Below are 24,328 nucleotides of genomic sequence, written 5' to 3' on the forward strand. Positions count from 1 at the left end.
ATAGCCGCATCCTTTTAAAACTTTTGGTCGTGCGCTTTGAAAACGGTACGCTTTTTTCTTTATATCTTTCTATCAATCACCGCCGTGGCTGCAAATGCAAATACTCTCTCTATTGAGCAAACGCCAAGCTATGTTTTAACTAATGATGTTCAAGGTGTAGATGGATTAAATAATCCGAGAGATATCGCATTAAGCAAAGATAAAAAATGGGTATTTGTTGCCAGTGCCGATGATAACTCGCTTTCGGTATTTAAGGTGAACTCTGACTTGTCGCTTTCACATCGGCAAACGATTAAAAGCAGCGACAGAATTAAACTCGAGGGCGCGCTTTCTGTGGTGAGCGACGACAGCGGCCAAAACGTTTATGTATTAAGTTATTACCACAGCGCACTGCTACACTTTAGCTATTCTGAAAAAACAGGATTAGCGTTACAACATACCTTGTCCGACAATCTGCCTTTTGCACAAGTATTTAAACAACCTGAAACCATCAAACCAGAACAAGATACGGTTGGGCTCTTTGGTGGTTATGAGCTAGCAATTAATCACAATACTAATCAATTATTTATCGCTGCAACAGTCAGCCATGGTGTTAGTGTATTTAACTTGAATCAAGATGGTAAACCAATACTGTCTCAACGAATTCATACAAACAAAGATACAGCCCTTTCAGGTGCGGTTTCTGTGACAACCAATCATTCAGGCCAGTTTTTGGCTGTTGCAGGTATGAAAGGTAAAGCCGTATCTATTTACAAACGCAATGAAGCTGGGAAATTTCACTTTTATCAAACTCTAAAGCACCCATTTGATATGCCGATTTCTGTGGCTTTTGCTAATAACGGACACTACCTCATTGCGGTCGATGCTATAAACAACGACATTGTTTTGGCTCAGAAAAACCATGAACAAGCATTTGAAGTTTTAAAAGTGGTCAGTAAAGATGAACATGATATCGAGGGTTTGAATAAAGTAACGCTATCTAGAAATCAAAGCGCCATTTTAACTTTCTCAGAGCAAAGCCATCGCATTGATGAATTTCAGATAAACGAAGCTTCACTTATACATTCAAGAAGTCTCTCCCCTAGCGGGCTACAATCTGCCACCGCCCTTGAATTTATTAACTCAACCCATGCTGTTTCAACATGGGCAAAATCAGATGCAATTGCAGTATTTAAACTTTAAATACTGCAATTAATTTAATAGCATATTTAACGACAGGTAAAGCTCATCACCAATTCATAAGGCTGACCCATTGAATCTTCAGCGATACCGCCACCTATAGACATCGCTGCTCCAACATCATCAACTGCATTTTCACCTAGTACCCAAAGCACAGTACCCGCGGTTTCTACCGCGTTGGCGATATTTAAATTCTGTAAATATTCCTCTTCAGGCATACTACCAACATAAGTAATGTTTTCATTCAGTACGTAGGCTTTCTTATCTTGCTCATCACAAAAGTGCTTAGATTGTTTTAATGCTTCATTGCCAGCTTCAGATTTTGTTTGTGCCGTGAGCTTCACATAATGCTCACCGCTGTCTGAAGGGCGAACGTTATTGTGGTGTGCACACGCGGTTAATAAAGTCGCTAAAGAAAGTGAGATGAGTGTTTTCGCTGCATTCATTGTAAGTGCCTAAGATGTTTGTTTTGATGAGTCTAAGTTAGCGCGATTACCTGTGAGAGTCCGTCAAATGTCGTGAGAAGTTGTAGAAAAGTGTAAAAGGACTAAACGCTCAAATAAAAATAAAACCATCAGATTTACGGTATTCATAAATAGTTTATGCAAAAAACCTCAATTATGCTCCCTGCTCGTTTTTATTTATATCTTTGTTTAGATTCCCTTCTCATCTGCATTTTTTCATCGCACAGCCTAAATTTGCATTGTCCCTAATAATCCCTAGAATGCGCCGCTCAATTGACTGACAGGTTATTACGAGGTTTTCATGTCAAAGTCTTCTCTATTAACGCTTGGGTTTATGACCTTTGCGTTATTCTTAGGTGCGGGTAACGTTATTTTTCCGCCACAATTGGGCCAAGGCTCAGGTGAATTTTTCTGGCCAGCAACCATAGGTTTTTTAATCACAGCTGTGGGATTACCGGCCCTCACCCTAATTGCCATAGGCTGCATGGGCGGTAGCGAAGCGCTAACCAATAAACTGCCACGCGCAGGCCATTTACTGTTTTGGGGTGTATTGTTTCTATCAATTGGCCCGCTATTTTCATTACCAAGAACATTCAGCGTGTCGTTTGAGTTTATTGCCAAACCATTTTTCGCTGATTGGGCTTTGTTACCTTTCACTTTAGTGATGGCTGCAACCACGCTATTCTTTGCGCTTAGCCCAGGCAAACTAATGGACAGAATCGGTAAAATCTTAACGCCGGTTTTATTACTGATGCTGTTATTTATCGCCATTAGTGCTTTTTTATACCCGCACGGGCAACTCGAAAACACCGCAGAGCAATACCAATCTTTCGCCATTGCCTCTGGCCTATCAGAAGGTTATATGACCATGGACGTATTAGGTGCTGTGGGCTTCGGCTGGTTAGTGATCAATGCACTTAAAAGTGCAGCCCCTAATGCGCCTGTTGTGCCAAACCTGATCAAAATTGTGCTGATTTCTAGTGTTGCAATGTGCTTCGTTTATATTGCAATCGCTTTTGTGGGTGCAAATTACGGCATTATTGAAAGTAATGGTGGTGCGCTACTATCAAATTACATGAATTGGATCTATGGCACGCCAGGTGTTTTATTAATGGGTGTAATTGTAACGCTTGCTTGTTTGACTACAGCTATAGGTTTGACCTGTGCTTGTGCAGAGTTTACCAGTCAAAACTTCAAAAATAATAACTACAAAACCAGCACCATTACGATTGTCGCCATTACAACATTGGTGGCTAATTTAGGCTTAGACCTGTTGATTGCTATTACATTGCCTCTCGTTGTTGTACTTCACCCTGTTGCTATCAGTATTATTTTATTGGGTCTGTTCTATTTAAAGCGTCCGTTCAACGGCTTGGTTTACAGTTTAACCATTGCAGCCGCGATCACTGGCGGTGTCATTGATGCGCTCAAGATCCTTGGCAATATGCCAGAGCAACTGCATAACGTATTTGTAAATTACCTACCTTTATATCAATACAATGCGGGCTGGATTGTGCCGACATTAGTCGTTTTTGCAGTCGCAAATATGCTGTTCCAACGCAAAGAAAATACAGCTCAAGCTGCTGTATAACTTGCATAACAAATAATCTAAGGCCAACGATTTGCTATAAGTAATATAATTTTACAATTTATATACGCAAAAGTTGGCCTTCTCATTTTTCATTCGATTTTTCTCTATATAATGCCACCAGCAAAAACAGGGAAAAGAAATGAAAAAAATAAAACATACACTTAAAACATGGCTAAAGCGCTCTCCCGTTGCCATCGCCCTTTCAAGTGCCTTTGTATTACCAAACACCTTTGCCGCCCAAATCGATGGAGTACTCGACGAAGTAAAATGGCAAAACGCTCAAGTCATCAACTTAGACAAAACCACCAGCCCATTCACCCTTGCCCAAGCTGATAAGCAAACTCAAGTAAAATACTTCTCTAGTGAAGAAGGCATACACGTTGCCGTGATTGCCACGCAAGCACTCAGTGAGCAAACCTCGATGCGTACCGCCCGTGACAGTGATTTAGAAAGTGACTTCATTGAACTCATTATCGACTTTGATAATGGTAAGAACACCGCTTATGGCTTTGCGCTAGGAAATGGTGGTTCAATGCGCGACGGTATTTGGCAAAACAATAACCGTTTCAAAAGTGACTGGGATGGCACCTGGTTTGGTAAAACCAGCCAAACTGACACAGGTTGGGTAGCTGAATATTTGATCCCTTGGAATGTCGCGCCAATGGCCAAAATTGACGGTGACAATCGCCAAATGGGCATTTACGTTCGCCGTCATGATGTAAAGTCGAATAGAAGTTACAGCCATGCACCAACCTCATCGAGTCAACCTGACTTTTTGCGTGAATTCAGTCAAATTAAAGTGGCGAACCATGCCAGCTCATCTTTAGATATCTTCGCTTCAGCGACATACCAAAACGATATGCTGAACGATACCGATGACAGCAATATCGGCGTTGATATCTTCTGGCGCCCAGATGCAAGTCAACAATTGAGCGTGGCATTAAACCCTGATTTTGGTCAGGTCGAATCTGATGGCCTCGTCGTTAACTTTTCACCATTTGAAACTTTTTTTGCTGAACGTCGCCCTTTCTTCACAGAAAACCAAGCTTTATTCGATATTCAGGGTAATGCCGGTATGCGCCTAGTTCACACTCGTCGAATTGGCGTTTATGGCGACATTGATGCCGCTGTTAAATACACGTCGAATGGCCAAAATAATGACTTTGGTGTGATGGCAGTATTTGAAGATGACGGTCATTTTAACGATAAAGAATCAAACAAGTTTGCCACCGCCCGTGCCCAACACCGTTTTGACGACTCTCAAGTTGGCTATTTAGTTACTTATGCAGATAAAGCGACACAGGGCCGTGAGTCTCAAGTTCACAGTGTCGATTACCGTACTGACGTGTCTGATACACTGCAAATTCGTGCGCAAGTAAACGGCAGCTTTGTTGATTCTGACACACACAAAGATCAAGTCGACGGCTACGGCGCATGGCTGAACTTTGTGCACAAATTCAGTGATAATTGGCAACAACGCTTAAACTTCACGGTTTACGATGAAGAGTTTCAAGTCAATGATTTAGGCTTTTTATCACGCTCAGATTTACAACGTGTTTGGTATAACAACGAACGTTACTTCACCGATTTTGATGAAAGCAGCAGCTTGAAGCAACGTCGTGTTGAAGGTTACTTTATGCGCGATCACAACAGTGATGGCGATCATCTAAGAACTGAAATGGGAATAACCGGTACCGAAGAATACAAAGACAGTGCCTTTTGGTTCTGGCGTTTCGACTATACTTCATCAGGCCTTGATGACAGAACAACTCGTGGCAATGGCGATTTTAATTTAGGTTCAGGCCGCGAGTTTTTCACTGAGTACAACTTTGGTAGCCAAAACAAATTCCGTCACCATGTCGCTTTTGGTCTACAAAGTTATGACCGAGAAGGCAATGGCGGCCGCTTCCACTATCACCCAAGTTACTACTTTACCGATAACTACCGAGTGTCTTGGAGTTTATGGGCTGTGCAACAAAAACAAAGCCTTTATTGGATTGAAGACCAGTTGGCTCGTTATGACTACAAGCAATTAGAAAACAGTTTAGATTTTGACGCCACCATCGATGACAAGCAAGAAGTTCGAGTGCGTTTCCAATGGGTTAGTGTAACCGGTAAAAATGGTAACCTATTTGCAATTAACAAGCATGGTGACCTATACGATGCCAACGCCGTAGTAAGCGACTTTTCTCGTTCAACAACACGACTGCAAATTCGCTACCGTTATGAGATTGCTCCGCTTTCTAACATCTATTTGGTTTATAGCCGTGGTGGACAATCTATCGATGATTTAGATCAGAGCAACTTCTCGCTATTCAAAGAGGGCTGGGACAATCGTACCGGCGACAACTTTGTAGCGAAAATTCGCTATCGTTTCTAAAAGGCGCTCTATATTCCCCAAATCACCTTGTTCATAAACATTCAGTGGTTTGGGGGCTGCTCTACCAAAAGTAACTTGTGACATAGATTTTAGTCCCTTTTTTCGTGTATTATTCATTCTTTAATAATAATGAAGATACGAAATGGATTTATTCAAACCCGCCCTGCTTACCTCTTTGCTATTTAGTGCTAACAGCTTTGCCACAACAACGGTTGACCAAAGAAGTTTATCAGTTGAGCTTACAAAAACCGCAGCAATGTTAAATAAAAACGGGCCTGTGATGTTAGATGAAGAAACACGATTAGACTCAGTTACGACATTTAGCAGTTATATTATTTATAACAACACTATGATTAACTACAGTGTCGAGCAATTAGATACCAATCAATTTACAACACTGCTTCAAGACATAGTAATAAAGCCTCTGTGCGGCAATAAAGACTTAAAAGCATTCAAAGAGTATGGCGTGACTATGGTTTATCGCTATCTTGATAAGTCAGGTAATTTTATCAGCGAGTTATCTAAAGATATGTCATCCTGCCCATAAGTTTATAGCGGTTTATATCCGAATATTCTTAGCAAAAAGGTAAGCGCTTGCATAAAACACCTTATCTTTTTTTTCGTCTTATTTCATTCCTTAGGATTTAATTTCTGTCTATACTTAATTGATAATCATGCTTTTGATAAATGGGCTTTATATTGCGACTGAGTGTTTGCTTTTTACTATTATTATTCAGCCATAACTTGTTTGCTCAGTGTGCCAATGACAAAACCGTGTACATAGGCATCGGTGCTTCTTGGCCGCCTTATGTTATGTATCAACAAGATAGAGCCTTCGGCCTTGAAATTGATATAAGCAGGAAAGTCTTTCAAAAGGCTGGCTTTTGCATTGAGTTTGTCAGGTTACCAACCACCGACAGAGCCATAAAAGAACTCAGCATTGGTTTAGTTGATGTATTACCCTCATCGAGTTTCAATCACGAACGAGACAAAATCGCTGCTTTTACAGCAGCGTACCGACGAGAGAGAATGCGATTATTTACTCACCTGCCTATCAAACCAATCAATAACTTAGCAACCCTGTTCGACCAGAAAATGTCATTTGTGATTAATCCTGGGGCATTTTACGGCGAAGAATTTAATGGGCACTTTAAAAAACCAGAAAATAAGCCACATTTTGCTTTTGTTAAGAGCATAAAACAACGCATGAGTATGGTGCATTTAAAAAGAGTGGAGTTTTTGGTTGAAGATGAAATGGCAGCACTTTATTACTTCTCTACATACCAAGGCGGAAATATTCAGCTTCATCCTTATGTGGTCAATGACAACCCCATTCATTTTATGCTCAATCGTGAGCGCTTTTCTAAGCAAGACATTATGAAAATAAATGATGCTATTGCATACCTAGAAAAAGATATTAGTTCAATAATTGAGCGTTACACGACATCTTCGTCTATAGTGAATTAAAGTCAGATCAAATAGTCATTTTTGTTGCGGTTTTGACTTTTTATGGCCTAAATTTCAGGCTAGTTGTAAATATGAATTTTCCTATTTCCTTTGCAAGATAAAAGGGGTAGCCAGAACTGCGCTAACCCCTTTGTTTCATGCGAATAAAAAACTTCATTTGAATAAAAGCAGCTTGCCCATAAAACCAGCATGAGTAAAAGCCGCCTGTAGACTACTCTCTATTTTGCGTCGCCGGATAAAATACATAACTGCCAACCAGTGTTGCAGCCAACATAAATATCGCGCCGTCATGAATTTGGCTATTAAAGGTGTATCTAAATAATGCCAGTAAACCGAAATAAGCTATGGTCGAATATTGCAGCCAATGCCAGCCTCGATTCACCTTAGGATCTTTCTGAGATGCTATTAAATAGCGACCAAGCCACAAGCCTATTTGTGATGACAACAACACAAGCCCGCCAACTACAAAAAACGATAGCCACACCAAGGACTCAGGCCAATTGATGATCTGTGCAGATTTCGCTGGTCCTGACCAAAGCGCATCCCAACTCACTGCAATGATCAACGCCCATGAAATCGCCTTATGCGTAAAGCTGGCCTCATCACCCTCATGATAATCTTGCAACTCTTGATACAAAAAATAAGCAATAAACGCGAATGCAATCAAGCCAATCATAGGACTAATGCTCGGCAACCACTTCAAGCCAAAATAACTCAGCATATAACCAAACATCGGAAATAAGGTATGCGTTGCTGTCACACCAACAACCCAGCGCACTTTCACTGCCTTGACACTAAATTGTTTGCTGTATAAAGCTGTCACTATGGCAACATCTAGCCCAATGGCTAAGCCCATAAGCAAACAGGCAAAAATAAATTCAAGAAGTAGGCCCATATCTTTACTCCTTTAAGGAACCGCTATTTTCAGCCTGCGCCCAATCAAGTCGAATATCAAAGCCATACCTGAAATCCTCTTCAAGTGGTGGCATATTATCTTCAACTTTTTCAAGTACGTTCGTTGCTACACCCAATGTTGCATCTCGACCGAACAGATAACTTTGCTCTTTCATAATCGTAAAGTATGCTTTGTTCAAATCGAGCGCTCTGCGCTTTGAGGGCATGATTAGTTCATAGATATTAGGCAATAACTGCACCTGAACTTTTTTAACCGACCCATCTTGATTAAACCACTTTTGCAACATTTCTTTGTTTTGTCTGAACTCATCGCCTCCGCCTACTCTTTGTAGGTAGGTTAAAAACTCACCTTGCTGTTGACCCAATGTTGGCGTGTCTTTTTGTGTTTTCAGGTTGATGTAGCCCCACCCTTTCGCACCTTCAACTTTGCGAGCAAAAGAAAACGTTTGATCTATGGTTGTGCCCACTGTTTTATGACACCCATTACATGACTGTAATTCTTGATAATGTTGTTGACGCAATTGGCCATTTTCATCTTCAATAAAGCCATTAATGGTCCAGCTAAAGCCGTTATCTATGCCCCTTTGACGCAGGTTAATTGTGCGAGGGAGTTGTTCAAACTCTTTCTCCTTACCTTCTCTGTGATAAGTGATCGCTACTTTGCGTTTATTTTTAAAGGCATGTTTTTTCATGTAGCGGACTTCTTTCATACGCTCTGCATTGTATGGGTTGCCATTTTCGTCAACGCCAATGTAACGAACAGTATGTAAGAACTCGGTCCCCTGTGGATATAACATATCTGTTAAAGGCACTTTCTTAGCGTCACCAAGGTAATGACTACGCTTTTGCATTGTCGTGATCACAGAAAGCTTGCCGTCACCATTTAAATCCTCCTGAAGCTTGTTTTCATCTAAATCGGGTACTGTGATGCTGTCTAATCGCTTCATCGACATTTCAAGCAAGCTTAAATTAGCAAAATACACGTCTAGGTTATCTTCACCCTTCAACTGTCTTAACGACTTATCAAGTCGGATCATTACGTCGCCGGTAGAGCCATTTGTTGGCCAAAAGGTACTTGGAAAAGGTTTGTAGTTAAACGCCACCCAATGACTGCCATCTTTGGCCAAGCCATTTTCAAAGAACGCTTTTTTTGGCAGTGCAAGATTATCTAATTTGATAGCTTCTATTTGTGGGTGATTTTTATGAGCGTTAATAAAAGAATGATAATTGTCTTCTTTCACCCACTCACTGATAAAGCTATCTTTAATATCTTTTATCTTTAGGGAGCGGTCGACAAACAAGTTTGTCCAACTGTTTGTCATTCCCGCTTCTGAAAATTGATAGTCTCCCTGCAAGTCACCATCATTCAAGATATTGGGTCTTTTATCTGTGCTAGGATAGCTCTGATGACAGGCCATACAAGGGTTATGCTTGCCTTCGGTTTTGGTGTAACACTGAGGCGGGATCACTGACTCTGGATTATAAATCTCATTTTGTTTAATAAAATCGAGCGCCTTGAGCGTGTTAGTGTGTTTATACTCAGCCGCACTTTCATTGGCGTAACATGACGCTGAGAAAAGTGCAGTGGCTATAGATGATAGCCAAATTAATCTTGTTCGCATGATGATTACCACTGATGAAAAAAGCAGAGATCTAACGATCTCTGCAACAACTGGATTAGTTCTTAACTGGCTCGTACAGCCATAATGTGTTGTTCTCTTGGAAGCCATCTTCACCAATGATGATACGGCCATCATCCATAACAATGACATTGTCTGGCTGTGAAAGCTGGTTCACATCACATCTTGCCGCACCATCTAGCGAGCTACGATAAGTAGAACCCATAACAACGGGCTCAATACGGCTGATGTTATAACCTGCTTCTAGCTTGGCACGATAAACACCGCCACAATCCTTCACACGATTTGATAATTGAATATCACCTTCGCCATCAATCATCGTTTTATCTAAGTCAGCAATCGCAATATAAACAAATGCTTCAGTGACTTCTTCATCAGCAATCGTATTCACACCTTCGATGGCCTCTTTAGCACGATCAGTATTAATCGAAATACCTTCCAGCTTACGCCATTCTGCAGTAGCACCTTTTGCCTTTGCCGCTTGACGAGACTCTAAGAATACAACTCGGTCATCCATTGTCGCACCTGCTGTAACCTTACCACCGCCGTTTTCAACAGTCGGATAAGTGGCTTTGCCTTCATTCCACGCTGCAACATCAGCTAATGTCATATAGCTAGTTTCACCTTCAACATAGTCTTCAGTACCAATGCCATCGAAGTCAGCAATCCAAGCTTCGATAGTGGCATTGTCACCGCGACCAAGTTCAATCCACTCAACATCGAAACCTGTTGTTGCTGGGTCGTTTTGACCAACGTCTTGCTTTAACTTAGCGCCATATAAAGTACCAGCACTTAAGTCCTCCGGCGTGTCAGCTACAAACTTAAATAGCACACCACCAGTATCATCTTGCGACATATAAACAGTTTTACCATCAGGCATAACTGTTGCGTTTTCATGTTCAAAGCGACCTAATGCATAGTGCTTAACCACTTCTGGCTTATCTTCTGTTGGCTTTTTCACTTCAGCAATGTAGCCATAACGATATGGGTTTGGCGCGTCTGGTGCTGTTAATTTCCACATGTAGCCCAAGATGCTTGAGTCAATTGCAGACTGATTATTCCAGCTTGCACTCGTTGTAGAATCAACCGATGTGTTAACAATCCACTCTTCAGAAGTAAGTGGTGTATTCCATGGTGTCACTGAACCAAAACAGTTAGCAGCTGTACCGTGAACACCTTTAAAGTCAAGCATCATGGCATCATCGACTGACCACATGCCTTTGTCATCTTTGGTTAATGCTAAACGGCTCATTCCACCTGGGTACATTTCCCAGTTAGTGAACAGGTAACCTTTACCCTCACCCGAAGAAATAAAGCCATTAAAGTCAGGCATGTCGTTTTCAAGGATTAATTCATTATCTTGGTGTGAGTAGATATGGCCTAAACCTGATGGTAATTTGCCCGCATAAGTATCGCCGGTTTGACCAAGAATTTGATACTGACCGTATGCTGACATCACAGTTTGACGCTCTTCTTCACTTGAAGGCACTGGAGAATCAATCAATGTTTTTGGTAATTTATTAAAATTAGCGCCAGCGAGCACACCCACTGTACCCGTATGATATGTTTTGTCGTTTAAATCATCCTTCACAGCATTACTGTCAGATGGATGTTGCGCGTTGAAGAATAGGTCACCTTCTTTTGTTAAGAAGATACCTGTTACTTCAGCGCCTGTAGGCACTGTCGCTAAGCGCGTTAACTTACCCGCGGTGCCATCTAAACCATTTTCGCCAGCTTCACCTTGTGAACCAGTTTCGCCTTGTGCCCCGGTCTCACCTTGTGAACCAGTTTCCCCTACTTCACCTTGCACACCTTGTTGGCCTGTTTCACCTTGAGGGCCTTGCGCGCCCTGTGTACCGTCGTCACCATCTAAACATCCTGATAATGCAACCAAAACACTAAGTGTGACGGCACTTAGCTTTAGACTATTTGTTTTCATTTTTTTACCTTGCTACGTTGTTTGTTGGTTTAAAACGCAGGCTAGGTTAGAGGTTCTATTTTAAAGTTAGGCTTAATATCAGTGACAGTTCAATGACTTAAATTTATAATTCCTATTACAACCGTCATCTTAGACAAGCGTATTTCTTAATTAGAAAAACAACATAAAGCGAATGGAAGACCAGACATTTATTGACTTTAACATAATAAAAAAAGAGGCATTTAAGCCTCTTTATCCTGCTTTGCTAAATGACAACTGTCTTTAAAAAGTCATACTAATCCCAATTGACGGCAGTGGCATATCAGGAAATTGATAGTCTTTTTCAAACTCAGTATAAGCCGCATTGTATTCGAGTTCTTGCACTGCTCTTGAGCCATACACATTTAACACTTCAATATACATGTTGGCGTCGAGGCCAAACAACTCGGTTTTATAATCAGCACGAATATCTAAACGATGATAGTTACTCCACTGTTCAGCGTTAAACTCGCCGTAGTTTGGCACATAGAATAATGGCTCATTTGTGGCGCTGTTTGGTTCAACATAAGGCGTTGCAGAGTTTACTTGCGTGAATCTTCGACCACTTTGGAAACGCCATTTCGCGCCTATTTGCCAGTTTTCGTCCCACTTATAATCAAGTACAATGTTCGCCACCCAAGGTAAATCAAATTCAGAGTTAAATTCTAGCTGCGTCAGTGGGTTATCTCGCTCTGTTTTACTGTAGGCAATACTCGCCCACCCAAACCAATCGTCTGACAACTGCTTGTTAACTAAAAGCTCTATGCCATAGGCTGTGCCACTGGCAACATCTTCAAATCGGGTAAAGCCAGAGATATCTTGTGCTAACGAGCGCTTTTGCGCATTCGGGTTTGCCACAACAAGGTTATCAAGCTCTTTATAGAACAGCTCCGTTTTCATACTTAATCCATTATCAAGAGTCGATTCAAGATTTAGTACAATATGGGTCGCCTCACTGGCTTCAAGATCAGCGTTGCCATAGCCTTCAATAAGATATTGATAGTCATCAATTAATGTATGGTGTATGCCTGCGCTTAGGTTGACTTTGTGCGATTCGTTTAATCGATACCCAAGACGTGCGCGTGGCTCTAAGTAAGTTTGGCTGTTGTTACTAGAACCTAGTAACGCAACGCCGAGTTGATAATCCCAGTTTGAACTTAAGTCGCCATTAGCCGAAACATAAGCGTGATACTGCTCAAATTTTAACGATCCGTCTTCGGCAAACGTGTCGCTGAAATAGCTTGTCGGACATACTTCAAATTCTAAGTTACATGGTAATAAGCGACCGCTACTTACATAATCCACTTCTGTTGATTGCACTTTTGCACCGAATAAAACATCAACATCTTCGCCTTGATAGAAACTATCAGCCTTTAAAATCAATTTAGTTATGTCGGCATCCCAACGAAACACATCCCCTTCTCGCTCTTGTTGGTTTTGCGTCAATAAATTAAGGCTAGTCGTTGTTTCAAAGTCGCCATTGAAGTTTTGCCAACTGATCGCTTGGCTATGGAAATACGTTTGATACCGTTCTCCAGATGCCAAATCTGGGTTTTTGGCTATGTCTCTGCCATCAGCATCGAATGCAATTTCGATATAATCTTTCGCACCACTGGCGGTCGCTCTGATCACATTGTTGTCGTCTAAATCCCAAATCAGTTTGGCTTGGTAATCTCGATTTCGTGGTGGTACCGCAAAAGAAAAGTCTTCGTCTTCAATAAAGTTATCAACATAGGTATGCACTAAACTCTCTCTGAACGAGACATAAAAAGCTGCATTTTTTGCAATGGCTTGTTCATACAAAAAGCCACTTCTAAAGAAACTTAAATCTAAAACATTGGTTGGGTTATCTGCATCGGGATCTCTAAGCTCAGTTAAAATCACACCGCCATTTGCATTGGCATATTGGCTCGACCATGCCCCTGTTTTTAATTCAAAACTTTCTATCAACAACGGGTTGTAGACACTGATCCCATCATTGTGAAACACATAGCCCATCTCAAGTCCGTCAGTTAGGTATAAATTGTCACTCACAGAGCTGCCGCGAATGGCTGGTTGTGCGACGGGTCCACCTGTACTAGGCGTCGCAAGAACGACACCCGGCAATGCTTCGAGGCCTTTTAATGGATCATTGCCCGTACCGGGTAGAGACAGTAATTTACCAGAACTGATTTTTATGCCGTCAGGCTTAGAGGCCACCACAGTAATACTTTCTATATTTGCTTTGTCGTCGTCATTGTTATTTGGCGTATTAGCTAAAGCGTTTGTCGCGAAAGTTCCAACTAAAACAGCTAAGGTGGATTTAATAAAAGTCATTTTTGCATCCTCAATATGCGTTTATTTAATGACAGTAATTTACGCTGTTGTTGCTTTCTGGTTTAATTAAGCCCTTGATTTATGTATGAATGGGCGGTTTATTGTATGAATGGGCAATTTCCAATTGGTTCCATTAGCCCTTGGCGTTATTTTGCCAGTATTGGCTTTTTTCTAGCATGCCTTTTAAGTATCTCAGATGATGACAATGCACTACCGCATTGGCTAAATTTCGTCGTTTGGCAGGTGCAAGTATTTTCTTGTTTGTCGTTTTTTATTGTCACACACACCTTAATGAAAGGCGTATTAGCAAGACAGAACGATATTGTAAAACTGGCCATCAGCTCAGTGATTGCTGTGACTATTTATGTGCCATTTTCTTTGTTACGCGACGTATATATAGAGCAAGAAACGGCTTATACCCTATATGCGCTATTTGAAGAGTGGCAAAATATGGCGCCTGTAGCACTCATTTCATGGGTGGCGATAAACCTGCCTTGGCTAAGTGGCTTTCAGATCAAACGCACTGAAAAAAATCCTTCCCAATCAAAAGAAAAATATCAAGCCATTGATAATGCTGCTAATAAAAATATAAACAAGACGATTGAGCCTTTAACGATTAACCCTGAACCTGCAGAGCCTGCAGTTGAGCTACAAGATAATTCCGCTACACCGCCGGATCATGACTTTTTAAAAATCGCAAAAATAGACAACATAGACTCACTCATTTGTTTAAAAGCAGAACTGCATTATTTGAAAGTCGTTACAGAGCAAGAACAGCATCTGATCTTATACAACTTAAAAGATGCCATTGAAGCACTTTCAAACATCGACACTACACTCGGCGCAGGACAAACCCACCGCAGTTATTGGGTAAACCCAAATCACGCAGAAAAGTTACTAAGGAAGAATCGCGAAGGCGAATTGGTGTTATCGAATCAAGATAAAGTGCCAGTCAGTCGAGCAAATATGAAGAAGGTAAAGGGGTGGTTTGGGTAAAAAGTTAATTTTTTAGGTGATTAAATGTATATTACCTACTTTCTTTAAAATTGGCTCAAGTGAGAAATTATAATAAAATCAGGTTTTTATAAAGTGAAAAGATTTAAATCTAGTCCTCCTTCAGGGATGCCCATTGAAGTCTTCATGCAAATTGGAAGATCAGGTGATGACTCAATTTCATCTAAAACATTCCTAATCCAGTCTGAATTTGGGCCTATTTTTTGAACCAAGTACCAAATTATTGCTATTAAACCATATAACCTTTTTCTACTATCTGTTGTCAGGCTTAATTGTTGAAAGTATATTGCATCCTCAAAATCACCTGTTGGTACTCCAATTGGATTATTTGTAGTTTGATTCCATACCCGAGTATGGTGGGCGCATCTATTTCTAAGAATATTAATTGCCTGTAACCAACGCACTAATAAAGAAGGATTACTCACTCCAAGCCGCGCTGCTATATTATTCTGATAAGTTCCCTTTAATAATTCAAAATACTTAGAAAGAGTACCAAATGACCAAGCCTCAACTACGACCCACATAGGCATAGAACGTCCAGACTTTTTATGCCACACAATGCAATCTTCTTTGCTTCTTGATAACTCAGAGCGTTGGCGGTTACTCCATTCATTCCATGCATTTCTGATCTGGTTATGGTGGTAGTAATCTTCAAGTTGAGAGGGATTTATGAAATTAGGGTTTAGGTAGGCCAATTCATCAGCTCTTCCTAGTTCATGAGCTAGGACAGTTTTTAGGTTAATCTCTATTCGCTCAATTGCATCGAGTAATAACAACCTGAGTTTTTTATCGAAAAGGTATAGTTGGAAAACCTTATCAAAGTCAGTGCTTTCAATGAAATTATCAAGCCTCTTTGGTTTCCCATGCTGAATAATAGCATTACCAGCAGCATCAAAATCAATTTTACGACAAGGATACCAAAAGCCACTTAAACGATAGTAGCCAACTTGAGATAGTTTTCGCTGAGCTCTTTCTGGATCTTCAATTGACATACCGTTATTTGTCAAATATTCAACCAACTCATCGTATTCCTTGAATGGCTTCGCATTAACAAGAGCCAATTTCCTAACCCCCAGAAACAAGAAGGCCTAGACGTAATACCAAGTAAGACTCGATAACAGCGGCCTAGGCGCGATTAGCGCTAATGTTATAGAAATTATAATTGTAGTCAAGTGGTATTTTAATTACTCTATTTTGCAAAATGTTCTTGTTTTAAGGCGCTTAAATAAGAAAGGTCAAGTTGATTTCCTACTGAGCTAGCCAATTGATTTGATGAGCTTACTTCAAACTTCATACTTGACAATATAGCTTGTCCTGCTGCTGCAAACATACCTACAATTGGACTCCCGAATGATGCCCCAACAACCCCTCCAGCTATTGCTCCTTTGGATAGGCTACCTAAATTAATGTCTAATGAAACTTTTCTACTTGCAAGAAGTCTAGAGCCCCAACTTTCTATTGCAACTACATCCAAGTCTTTTATAGCTTTCTCTAATTGTGAAATTTTTGCTATTTTGGCCCTAGGTATATCTTGGGAATTCGAAATTTCTAAATAAAGATCGTCAAGTGTTTTTCTTAATGCAGTAAGCTCATCATTACGCTTAAATTTAAACTCAATTAATTTTTCAAGCGGGATATTAGGTAAAGGCACTGGCAAACATTTATTTAGTTCGAAGTCAGCAGTTACTAACTCTTTGGACATATTTTTAGGTATATACAGTTGGTTTCCACTCTGATGCAAAGCCCACTGACCAGGGTTTTTCTCTGTTAATGAAGTCGTAATCTGACTTAAACCGTGAAAATGCATTTTTGCTAACCCGCTACCATCAAATGTTCCGTTGAGGGACATTCGAGCAGTTTCTTTTCGAAGAATACCTGCGTCAACTAAAACTTGAGACTCATCGCTTAAGCTAGAACCAAAAATATTACTATCAGTTACTACAACTTTATCCCAATAGAGTGCTAAAAACCTTATTTGCTCTGGAGGCAATCCGCCATTCATAGTTAACGAATTTCCATTGGTGATAATTTCTTGTGCGGGGGTAACTATGCCTCTTTCCAAAATGCTCTCCTTGGTTGATAGCGATTAATTTACCATTCAATCAATCGCTTATTATCTTTCATTGTTACTATTTTTATCAAAAGATATATGCTATTGCTAGAAGTGGAGTTTTTATTAATAACTAAATTAGTAAAAATAGAGTTGGTATTAAGCTCAGTTCTTATTTGTTAAAAATCCAAATCAATCTCAACTAACATCTAAAAAACAAAAAGGCACGAAGCTTTCACCTCATGCCTTTGTCGATTTAAAAATCACTAAGCAATTAAACCCGACGCTAAGCATTAATCACTTTGGTAAGCTGCTTCCGTTTTTGCAGCATCACAAATGGGGTGATCACAGCCATCAAAATAAATGCATAGATCATGTGAGCGCCTATGCCGATGGCAAGTGCTATGCAAAACCCTAGACCGAGTAAAATCATAGGGCGGTTTTTAACACTTAGTAATCGCCATGCTGCTAACATGGCCGCAGCGTAAATCACAACAAACACACCGTTCACCCAGTTAATTAAGTCTTCTAGGTCTTGTTGGCTATAAAATGTGACAATTAATACCAGCGCAATTACGAGCATGAGCGTGGTGAGCGCGCTTAATGGCACATTGAATTCATTACGTTTTGCCAAATAGCTTGGTAATACGCCCTGCTCTGAGAAACTACAGATCAATCGAGCTAGGCTTGCGGTATACACGTTAACGGTTGCCAGTCCACCAGCAACCCCTAATACACCGATAATATAATGACCGTTGTGACCGAATAATTCACCAAAGAACGTATTGAACAGCCCAACCATGTTGAGTGATTCGTTGTTCGGATAGGCAATGACTAATGAGGTGCAGGCCACATACACAGTGCCAACTAATACTGTGCCGATGAGCATCGCTGGGATCATGTCTTTTTCTGGGTTTCTAAAGTCATCTGACAGGTGCGACATTGCCTCGACACCTAAGAAGCTCCAAAATGCGATACCCGCAGCGCCAAGCATGGCATAGGGTTCGAATGAACTGGTGTTAAAGTTGGCCGCAGTTGGGTTACTTTTACCAAAGAGTAAAATCACCAAAGTTAAAATGATCAGCGTAAGCGCAAATTGTAATTTGGCCGACACTTGAATTCCGCGTAAATTGATTAGCCATAAGAACAATAAAGTAGAAAGCTGACCTAAGAGTAAAGCTTGCCCTTGCACAGGCACAATTTGCTGCACAAACATAAAGGTCATGACTATGGCTGCAGGTGCACCAATTGGCACCACACACATAAACATTAACCCAATCACTCGACCCGCAACTTTGCCAAATGCTTTTTCGACAAAATAAGCTGGCCCTGCCGCATGAGCAAAGCGTGCGGCTAATTTACCAAAAATCAGCGTGACCGGCACAATAGCCATAGTTAATAGTATCCAAGCATAGAGCGCGCTAAACTCTGCCTGAGCCACAGTTAATTGTGGCAATATAAACACCCCGGTGCCCAACAAAGTGGTGGCCATCATGCCCGCCCCTTGCCAACGCCCGATACCTTGTTTATCTGTTTTCATTTCTCGTTACCCCTTGTTATTCTAGGGCTAGTATATAAATGTTATTCATTGCATTCTGCGCAATATCACCCACTTTCAGCACATCAAACCGTCAAAATGACGGCTTTCCTGAAAAATACCTGCAATTTGATTATGATGTTCTTAATAGAAGATTTTTACATCAGTGACTGAGTACATGGTTTTCTTTAATAAAACTCAAATTAACTTCGTTGAACTGAATAACATTTTCTAAAAGACCAGCATCGTTGGAACTTTGCCCAAACCAAGTGTCTAAGCCTCTTTAGAGTATATGTCTGATATGAATAAATAGGTTTAATAGGTGAGTAATTAAAAGAAAGTGTGATGTCTGTTTAATTTGAACTAGCTCCTTGTTGAGCTAGTTCATTGGATAGTTTATTCAATCCAAGCAGGAAATGGATCCGGCAAGGATTTCCAAATATCTATGCCTAATTGCAATTCCTCGTCGTTCAATAGGCACTCATCTAGTTTATTGATGAGCTCGGCTTTATCTAAACCTTGACCAATGAAAACCAGCTCTTGGCGTCTATCGCCGAAGGGTTCAACCCATTGCGCTTCAATTGCAGAAACATATTCAGGATCTTCAGGCCACTCTTCACGAGGTACCGCAAACCAGAATAAACCAGCCTGACCATATCGAGCAATGCCGCCAGCTTGGCTCCAACTGCCAGCAATGTTAGGTCGGGTTGCTAACCAAAAAAAGCCTTTTGAGCGCAATAGTTTTCCTGCTTTGTCGTTTGCATGTAAAAAATCATAGAAACGCTTCGGATGAAATGGACGCCTACGACAATAACTAAAACTAGTTATACCGAATTCTTCTGTTTCAGGCACATGCTCACCACGCATTTCTTTGAGCCAGCCAGGAGCTTGCTGCGCTTTTTCAAAGCTAAAACTGTTAGTATTTAAAATTTGTTTTAATGGAATTTGGCCATGTGTGATTGGGATTTGAATTGCCTCTGTATTCAAACTACTTAAAATACTTTGTAATTGTTTGAGCTCCTCGGCACTCACCAAATCTGTCTTACTGATCACGAGCCTGTCTGCAAACTCTATCTGTTCAATCAGTAAATCAGCAACACTTCGTTCGTCTTCCTCGCCAAGGCTTTCACCAACTTCCTGCAAAGATTTTGCCTGATTGTAGTCCTTTAAAAAATTAACAGCATCGACGACCGTAACCATAGTATCTAACTTGGCGACGTTTGATAAACTTATGCCATCCTCGTCCTCGAAGGTAAACGTTTCGGCAACAGGTAAAGGCTCTGAAATACCTGTTGATTCGATAACAAGGTAATCATATTTATCAGATTTAGCTAAGCGAGTAACTTCCTCTAGTAAATCTTCTCGAAGAGTACAACAGATACACCCATTGCTCATTTCAACGAGCTTTTCTTCAGCTCGGTTTAAACTGACTTCGTTTTGTACCGTTGCCACATCAATGTTAACTTCACTCATATCATTTACTATCACAGCGACTCGTAAACCGTCACGATTGTTTAAGATATAATTGAGTAATGTGGTTTTGCCTGCACCAAGAAATCCTGATAAAACAGTTACAGGTAATAAGTTTGTTGAGTTTAACATTGTAATTTCGCCCCAAGTTACAAGTGTTTTAGTAGGTTAAGATTCTTCTCGAATCTTTGCATAAGTATGCTCTGTAAGCTCTTTTGTTTGTTTTACATCTGCACAATATTCTGCTGTCGGCCTTGCTAAGAGTCTTTCCACACCAATTGGCTCGCCACTTTCTTCACAATAGCCATATTCTCCCAGCCTAATGCGCTCTAAAGATTCTTGGATCTTAGGAAGTAAACGCTGCTCTCTATCAACAATCCGCATCAGAATGGCGCATTGTTCTTCCCAGGATGCCCTATCACTGATATCTGTCAGCTCAGGACGATTAAGTAATTGCTCCTTAGCTTCCCTAATGTGTTCTCGCGTTATGTCATGAAGCTCAATTAAGTAATTTCGAAAGAATGAAAGCTGTTGCTCATTCATATAATCTGATTGAGGTGCCGCTTTTATCTCTTGTATAGATAAAGCACCATACACTTTATTTACATCTTGCATGTTAACCTCCCGATTGATTGTTATATTATAACACAACAAAGTGGATGATCAGTTTGTTTGTTCACCGCCTATTTTTATCAAGCTCGTCAGTAGGACTGATTGAGCTGTGCTATTTCTAGAAAGCCAATGTGCTTAAGATATAAATGAATGATTTAATGAAAAGAACTAAATTTATCTTTTTTGGGCTGTTACCCAAATTGCCAAGAAAACACTCGGTAGCAATTGTCGTTTCGACTTTTATGCTCGCTTGGTTGATTAGTTTTGAGTCTTCGCATGAGCACTTAGTCGCAGACAAGCAAATAGATGTTGATGAAGTTATAGCGGCCAAACCGAACTTAATCGCAAGTAAAGTTTCTGACCTTGCTGAGCAAGTTACAACTGCTTCTTCTAGAGTAAGTTCAGAACCCGAATATCAACATGCTGAAGTGGCTATTTCTGTGGGTGATACACTGAGCGCTATATTTGAGCGCTTAAACATTCCACAACACACGATTTATGAAGTACTGAGTGCTGATGAATCTTTATTGGCATTAGAGACGCTTAAGCCAAATAATATCCTTATTTTTAAGTACCTTACTAAAAATCATGAATTACAGGAGTTAGAGTTATTCGTTCATGCTGGTCATCGTGTAGTTTATCGTCGTGCTGAAGATGGTGGCATAGAGTATGAAACACTAATTCAAGATGGCGAATGGCGAACTAGACTCGTTAGTGGTGAAGTAAATGGTAGTTTTTACCTCTCTGCACAAAAAGCTGGATTGTCTGAAGCTGACGCAGCAATAGTCACTAAAATATTTAAGGAACAGATCAATTTTACTCGCGCTCTACGAAGGGGCGATAAATTTCAAATAATTAAAAATGAACAATTTGTTGATGGCAAACCTACTGGACAAGCCCATATTGTCAGTGCGAGGTTTCAACAAAAGACCAATGAATACACTGCTTTTTTATTTGATGATGGGCGTTTTTATGACAAGCAGGGTCATAGTTTAACAAGAGCATTTAGAAGGTTGCCGCTACAAAAATCGTACAGAATAAGCTCTCATTTTAACCCCAGAAGAAAGCACCCTGTTACAGGTCGTATTAGGCCTCACAATGGGGTAGATTTTGCCACACCTACCGGTACTAAAATCATTTCTACAGGCGATGGAGTTGTAACTAGAGTAGGCAATCATAAATTTGCTGGAAAATATATAGATATTAAACATAGTAGTAGGTACAAAACACGATATTTGCATTTACACAAGGTCAATGTCCATAAAGGTCAGTCAATAAAACGTGGACAAATAATAGCGCTTTCAGGCAACACAGGCCGTTCAACAGGTCCACATCTGCACTTTGAACTGCACATGAATGGTAGACCTGTTGATCCATTGAAAGCCAAAATTCCACTAACCCGCTCATTAACCAAAAGCGACAAAACCGCGTTCTTAAAGCTGGTTTCTATGCGAACTAATATGCTAGATAGTTTACTTGATCCTGAAATAAACAAAGCGCACGAAACCATATTGGCAGATTGAAGTGCAAGGTGAGCTTACTATTCACCCTAGCTCGATATCAGAAGACAACTTTTGATTTAAAGCTCATCCGATAAAGCGAGCTTATCAATCTCCATATGCTTTTTAATAAATCGGATCAAACGCTTGTCTTTGTTTGGATCTAGCGGTAAATAATGTCCGTCTAAATATTTGGCTAAAACTCTCTCAAGCAAATAACTATACGCCATTAAACCTTGCTTTGATGTGGGTGAATGCAATGCACTAGGGTCAACAAAATAACTCACCGCTTTATTTGCCTCTTGCAGTCTCAATACATAGTCGTTGACGTCATTGATGAAGATTTTTCTATCTCCGCGACCTGCCCATACAAATACAGGGCTTTGAATTTTGTCAGGGTGAGCGCTGGGGGAGTTTGCAGTAAGTTGTTCTTTAGCGGCTTTGTCATCCCAATCTAAGATCATTTGCCTAAAGTAATAATCACTGAATTGCCCTCGCACTTTTTCAGCAAAGCGATAATACAATCTCGCTGAACGGCCAATATCTAAACTCGGCGCGCCAGCAAACCCCACCTTGAACAGTTTGGCTTCAAAAGTCAGCGCCGTCAGACTGCTAAAGCCACCAAAACTGTGGCCTATGATGGCAAGTTTGTCTTTATTTCCGATCCCTTGAGATAAAATGAAATGCGTACCATCAATGATGTCGTTGTGAGCAATACCAAGTCCGAATTGTTTATTTGCCCCTTTTTCATACCCTTTGCCATAACCTGTTGAGGCTCTGAAGTTAGGTTCAAACACAATGTAGCCTCTATTCGCCAATAACTGTGTTTGTCTGTCAAAACCCCATTTCACTTGTGAGAAAGGGCCGCCATGTGCTTTAACCACTAAAGGCGCATCAGATAACGCAACACCATTTGGCAACGTTAAGTAACCATGAAGCTTAAATCCATCACGACTTTGATATTGCACTGGCGCTTTTTCAGATACCCAAGTATCTTTCATTTTCTCATCGTTTTGCGGTAATGCGTTTGTTTGTTCATGTAAAATACGCTGCAAAGTGTGTTGCTTTGGCTGATAAATATAATGATGAGTTGTGGGGCTATTCGCTTTCAAAGTGATCAACCAAGGTTTGGTTTGATAGGCTTTAATACTCGCGGGTAACGCATAAGTGAATGCTTTGCCTTCGAGATATTCACGAATATGCGTTAAGTGTTTAGCCACAACAGGGTGGTGGCTCATTTGCTGAGTTTTGGCCCCTTGGTATAAATAGGAAGTTGGAATGAGTAAGCCATTCTCGTCTTCGCCCAATGTCGCTGACACCAAGTCGAAGGCTTGCTGTGGTTGCGCTGCAACATCTAGCAACGTCTGCGTTTTTAAATCAAACCAAGCCAGTCTTTTAAACTCTGCATCATGATTGGTTTGAAGCAGTAATTGTTGTGATTTGTCGTTAAAGCCCTGTATTTGGCATTTATCATCCCATTGACAGGTGAAGACCACTTTTAAAGACCCATCAGCCTGAACTTGATGAATAAAACGCTCTCCGCGATTGCCTTCAGCGGTATTCACTTGCTTGATAAAAGCTGCATTACCCGTTTTCGAATTTACTAACAGCTGTGAAAAAGGCATTGTTGTCTGCCATATCACACGCGCTTTACCAGCAGCTGCAACGCTCAATATTTCAAAGATGCGCTCGTTGGTACGCCACTTTTTAACTAAAAAGCTGGCAGGCTGACTTGGGTCTACGCCCAAAAATCGCTCTTTCTTTTTCCAATCAATTTTGGCCAATCTTTTTAGCTTGGCTTTGTGTGTTAATGGCAACACTGAAAGCTGCTCGCCGACTCTCACAAACAACGCTGAGCTGTCTTTTGAAATCTCAAATGATGGGCGCTTTCTAAGTGTAACTAGCTTAGTGATTTTATGGTCTGCAAGGGTATATTGATTAAGCGACCAGCGTTTTATACCCGCTTTTTCTTCACTGCTGAGATACAAAACATAATCGGCATTGGGTGATAGGGTCACTGCCTGTATACGCTCGCTTTGTAAAAAGTGCACTGCCGGTAGAAGCGGCGCACGGTTTTTTTGTTGCACACGTTGTTTGACCTCACTGAGATCGGTTAAAAACTCAGCTTTGGCAGAGCTTGTGCACATTACCCATATAATCAGCGCGCAACGAAGCATACCACTGAAAATGTCAGTCATATTCATTATTCACTACCTGGTTGTTGATGCGCCGAAGCG

18 protein-coding genes are annotated in these 24,328 nt (G+C 40.7%); 7 read left to right on the plus strand and 11 right to left on the minus strand.

Annotation, left to right across the window (positions count from 1 at the left end; genetic code table 11):
* The first annotated feature begins 36 nt into the window (after positions 1 to 36).
* Entirely contained in the window at positions 37 to 1,182 is a 1,146-nt protein-coding gene (locus ABMY35_RS13840; RefSeq protein WP_349286736.1) for a hypothetical protein, read from the plus strand.
* Between the two features lie 26 nt (positions 1,183 to 1,208).
* Here ABMY35_RS13840 and ABMY35_RS13845 read toward each other — a convergent pair whose 3' ends face one another.
* On the minus strand, positions 1,209 to 1,625 hold the full coding sequence (locus tag ABMY35_RS13845; protein WP_349286737.1) for a hypothetical protein: 417 nt from the start codon (positions 1,623 to 1,625) through the stop codon (positions 1,209 to 1,211).
* 319 nt (positions 1,626 to 1,944) lie between these two features.
* Between ABMY35_RS13845 and brnQ the strand changes: the two genes are divergently transcribed.
* From brnQ to ABMY35_RS13865, 4 genes are all read left to right on the plus strand, one after another.
* On the plus strand, positions 1,945 to 3,234 hold the full coding sequence (gene brnQ / locus ABMY35_RS13850) for a branched-chain amino acid transport system II carrier protein (protein ID WP_349286738.1): 1,290 nt from the start codon (positions 1,945 to 1,947) through the stop codon (positions 3,232 to 3,234).
* Between the two features lie 139 nt (positions 3,235 to 3,373).
* Complete coding sequence (locus tag ABMY35_RS13855; RefSeq protein WP_349286739.1) at positions 3,374 to 5,614, plus strand: DUF5916 domain-containing protein; 2,241 nt, start codon at positions 3,374 to 3,376, stop codon at positions 5,612 to 5,614.
* 142 nt (positions 5,615 to 5,756) lie between these two features.
* Positions 5,757 to 6,161: a hypothetical protein gene (locus ABMY35_RS13860; protein WP_349286740.1), complete on the plus strand. Its 405-nt coding sequence runs from the start codon at positions 5,757 to 5,759 to the stop codon at positions 6,159 to 6,161.
* A gap of 152 nt (positions 6,162 to 6,313) precedes the next feature.
* Complete coding sequence (locus ABMY35_RS13865) at positions 6,314 to 7,081, plus strand: transporter substrate-binding domain-containing protein (RefSeq protein ID WP_349286741.1); 768 nt, start codon at positions 6,314 to 6,316, stop codon at positions 7,079 to 7,081.
* 211 nt (positions 7,082 to 7,292) lie between these two features.
* Here ABMY35_RS13865 and ABMY35_RS13870 read toward each other — a convergent pair whose 3' ends face one another.
* The 4 genes from ABMY35_RS13870 to ABMY35_RS13885 all read right to left on the minus strand — a co-directional run bounded on the left by ABMY35_RS13870 (position 7,293) and on the right by ABMY35_RS13885 (position 13,909).
* Entirely contained in the window at positions 7,293 to 7,976 is a 684-nt protein-coding gene (locus ABMY35_RS13870; RefSeq protein ID WP_349286742.1) for a manganese efflux pump, read from the minus strand.
* A gap of 4 nt (positions 7,977 to 7,980) precedes the next feature.
* Positions 7,981 to 9,618: a hypothetical protein gene (locus ABMY35_RS13875; protein ID WP_349286743.1), complete on the minus strand. Its 1,638-nt coding sequence runs from the start codon at positions 9,616 to 9,618 to the stop codon at positions 7,981 to 7,983.
* A gap of 55 nt (positions 9,619 to 9,673) precedes the next feature.
* A complete protein-coding gene (locus ABMY35_RS13880; RefSeq protein ID WP_349286744.1) occupies positions 9,674 to 11,575 on the minus strand; it encodes an alkaline phosphatase PhoX in 1,902 nt (633 codons plus the stop codon).
* A 261-nt stretch (positions 11,576 to 11,836) separates the two neighbouring features.
* Positions 11,837 to 13,909, minus strand: coding sequence for a TonB-dependent receptor plug domain-containing protein (locus ABMY35_RS13885; protein ID WP_349286745.1), 2,073 nt, complete (start codon positions 13,907 to 13,909; stop codon positions 11,837 to 11,839).
* Positions 13,910 to 14,014: 105 nt separating this feature from the next.
* Here ABMY35_RS13885 and ABMY35_RS13890 point away from each other — a divergent pair, with 105 nt between their 5' ends.
* On the plus strand, positions 14,015 to 14,905 hold the full coding sequence (locus ABMY35_RS13890; protein ID WP_349286746.1) for a LytTR family DNA-binding domain-containing protein: 891 nt from the start codon (positions 14,015 to 14,017) through the stop codon (positions 14,903 to 14,905).
* 86 nt (positions 14,906 to 14,991) lie between these two features.
* On the opposite strand, the gene ABMY35_RS13895 is transcribed toward ABMY35_RS13890, so the two are convergent.
* The 5 genes from ABMY35_RS13895 to ABMY35_RS13915 form a co-directional block, all read right to left on the minus strand.
* Complete coding sequence (locus ABMY35_RS13895; RefSeq protein ID WP_349286747.1) at positions 14,992 to 15,984, minus strand: Abi family protein; 993 nt, start codon at positions 15,982 to 15,984, stop codon at positions 14,992 to 14,994.
* Between the two features lie 128 nt (positions 15,985 to 16,112).
* A complete protein-coding gene (locus ABMY35_RS13900) occupies positions 16,113 to 16,985 on the minus strand; it encodes a DUF6236 family protein (protein WP_349286748.1) in 873 nt (290 codons plus the stop codon).
* A gap of 274 nt (positions 16,986 to 17,259) precedes the next feature.
* Positions 17,260 to 18,513, minus strand: coding sequence for an L-methionine/branched-chain amino acid transporter (gene yjeH, locus ABMY35_RS13905; RefSeq protein ID WP_349286749.1), 1,254 nt, complete (start codon positions 18,511 to 18,513; stop codon positions 17,260 to 17,262).
* 393 nt (positions 18,514 to 18,906) lie between these two features.
* Complete coding sequence (gene zigA / locus ABMY35_RS13910; protein ID WP_138568944.1) at positions 18,907 to 20,112, minus strand: zinc metallochaperone GTPase ZigA; 1,206 nt, start codon at positions 20,110 to 20,112, stop codon at positions 18,907 to 18,909.
* A gap of 36 nt (positions 20,113 to 20,148) precedes the next feature.
* Complete coding sequence (locus ABMY35_RS13915) at positions 20,149 to 20,595, minus strand: TraR/DksA C4-type zinc finger protein (protein WP_349286750.1); 447 nt, start codon at positions 20,593 to 20,595, stop codon at positions 20,149 to 20,151.
* 155 nt (positions 20,596 to 20,750) lie between these two features.
* Here ABMY35_RS13915 and ABMY35_RS13920 point away from each other — a divergent pair, with 155 nt between their 5' ends.
* Positions 20,751 to 22,115, plus strand: a complete 1,365-nt coding sequence (locus ABMY35_RS13920) for a peptidoglycan DD-metalloendopeptidase family protein (protein WP_349286751.1) — start codon at positions 20,751 to 20,753, stop codon at positions 22,113 to 22,115.
* Between the two features lie 56 nt (positions 22,116 to 22,171).
* Here ABMY35_RS13920 and ABMY35_RS13925 read toward each other — a convergent pair whose 3' ends face one another.
* A complete protein-coding gene (locus tag ABMY35_RS13925) occupies positions 22,172 to 24,295 on the minus strand; it encodes a prolyl oligopeptidase family serine peptidase (protein ID WP_349286752.1) in 2,124 nt (707 codons plus the stop codon).
* Positions 24,296 to 24,328: the final 33 nt, after the last annotated feature.

Source organism: Pseudoalteromonas sp. BZB3 (genome assembly GCF_040104455.1).
Lineage (GTDB): Bacteria > Pseudomonadota > Gammaproteobacteria > Enterobacterales > Alteromonadaceae > Pseudoalteromonas.

What these genes read in the sequence shown, in the direction of transcription:
- ABMY35_RS13845 (WP_349286737.1), bottom strand. Translation starts at nt 1,625, where the DNA reads ATGAATGCAGCGAAAACACTCATCTCACTTTCTTTAGCGACTTTATTA.
- brnQ (WP_349286738.1), top strand. Translation starts at nt 1,945, where the DNA reads ATGTCAAAGTCTTCTCTATTAACGCTTGGGTTTATGACCTTTGCGTTA.
- ABMY35_RS13855 (WP_349286739.1), top strand. Translation starts at nt 3,374, where the DNA reads ATGAAAAAAATAAAACATACACTTAAAACATGGCTAAAGCGCTCTCCC.
- ABMY35_RS13860 (WP_349286740.1), top strand. Translation starts at nt 5,757, where the DNA reads ATGGATTTATTCAAACCCGCCCTGCTTACCTCTTTGCTATTTAGTGCT.
- ABMY35_RS13870 (WP_349286742.1), bottom strand. Translation starts at nt 7,976, where the DNA reads ATGGGCCTACTTCTTGAATTTATTTTTGCCTGTTTGCTTATGGGCTTA.
- ABMY35_RS13875 (WP_349286743.1), bottom strand. Translation starts at nt 9,618, where the DNA reads ATGCGAACAAGATTAATTTGGCTATCATCTATAGCCACTGCACTTTTC.
- ABMY35_RS13880 (WP_349286744.1), bottom strand. Translation starts at nt 11,575, where the DNA reads ATGAAAACAAATAGTCTAAAGCTAAGTGCCGTCACACTTAGTGTTTTG.
- ABMY35_RS13885 (WP_349286745.1), bottom strand. Translation starts at nt 13,909, where the DNA reads ATGACTTTTATTAAATCCACCTTAGCTGTTTTAGTTGGAACTTTCGCG.
- ABMY35_RS13890 (WP_349286746.1), top strand. Translation starts at nt 14,015, where the DNA reads ATGAATGGGCAATTTCCAATTGGTTCCATTAGCCCTTGGCGTTATTTT.
- yjeH (WP_349286749.1), bottom strand. Translation starts at nt 18,513, where the DNA reads ATGAAAACAGATAAACAAGGTATCGGGCGTTGGCAAGGGGCGGGCATG.
- zigA (WP_138568944.1), bottom strand. Translation starts at nt 20,112, where the DNA reads ATGTTAAACTCAACAAACTTATTACCTGTAACTGTTTTATCAGGATTT.
- ABMY35_RS13915 (WP_349286750.1), bottom strand. Translation starts at nt 20,595, where the DNA reads ATGCAAGATGTAAATAAAGTGTATGGTGCTTTATCTATACAAGAGATA.
- ABMY35_RS13920 (WP_349286751.1), top strand. Translation starts at nt 20,751, where the DNA reads ATGAAAAGAACTAAATTTATCTTTTTTGGGCTGTTACCCAAATTGCCA.
- ABMY35_RS13925 (WP_349286752.1), bottom strand. Translation starts at nt 24,295, where the DNA reads ATGAATATGACTGACATTTTCAGTGGTATGCTTCGTTGCGCGCTGATT.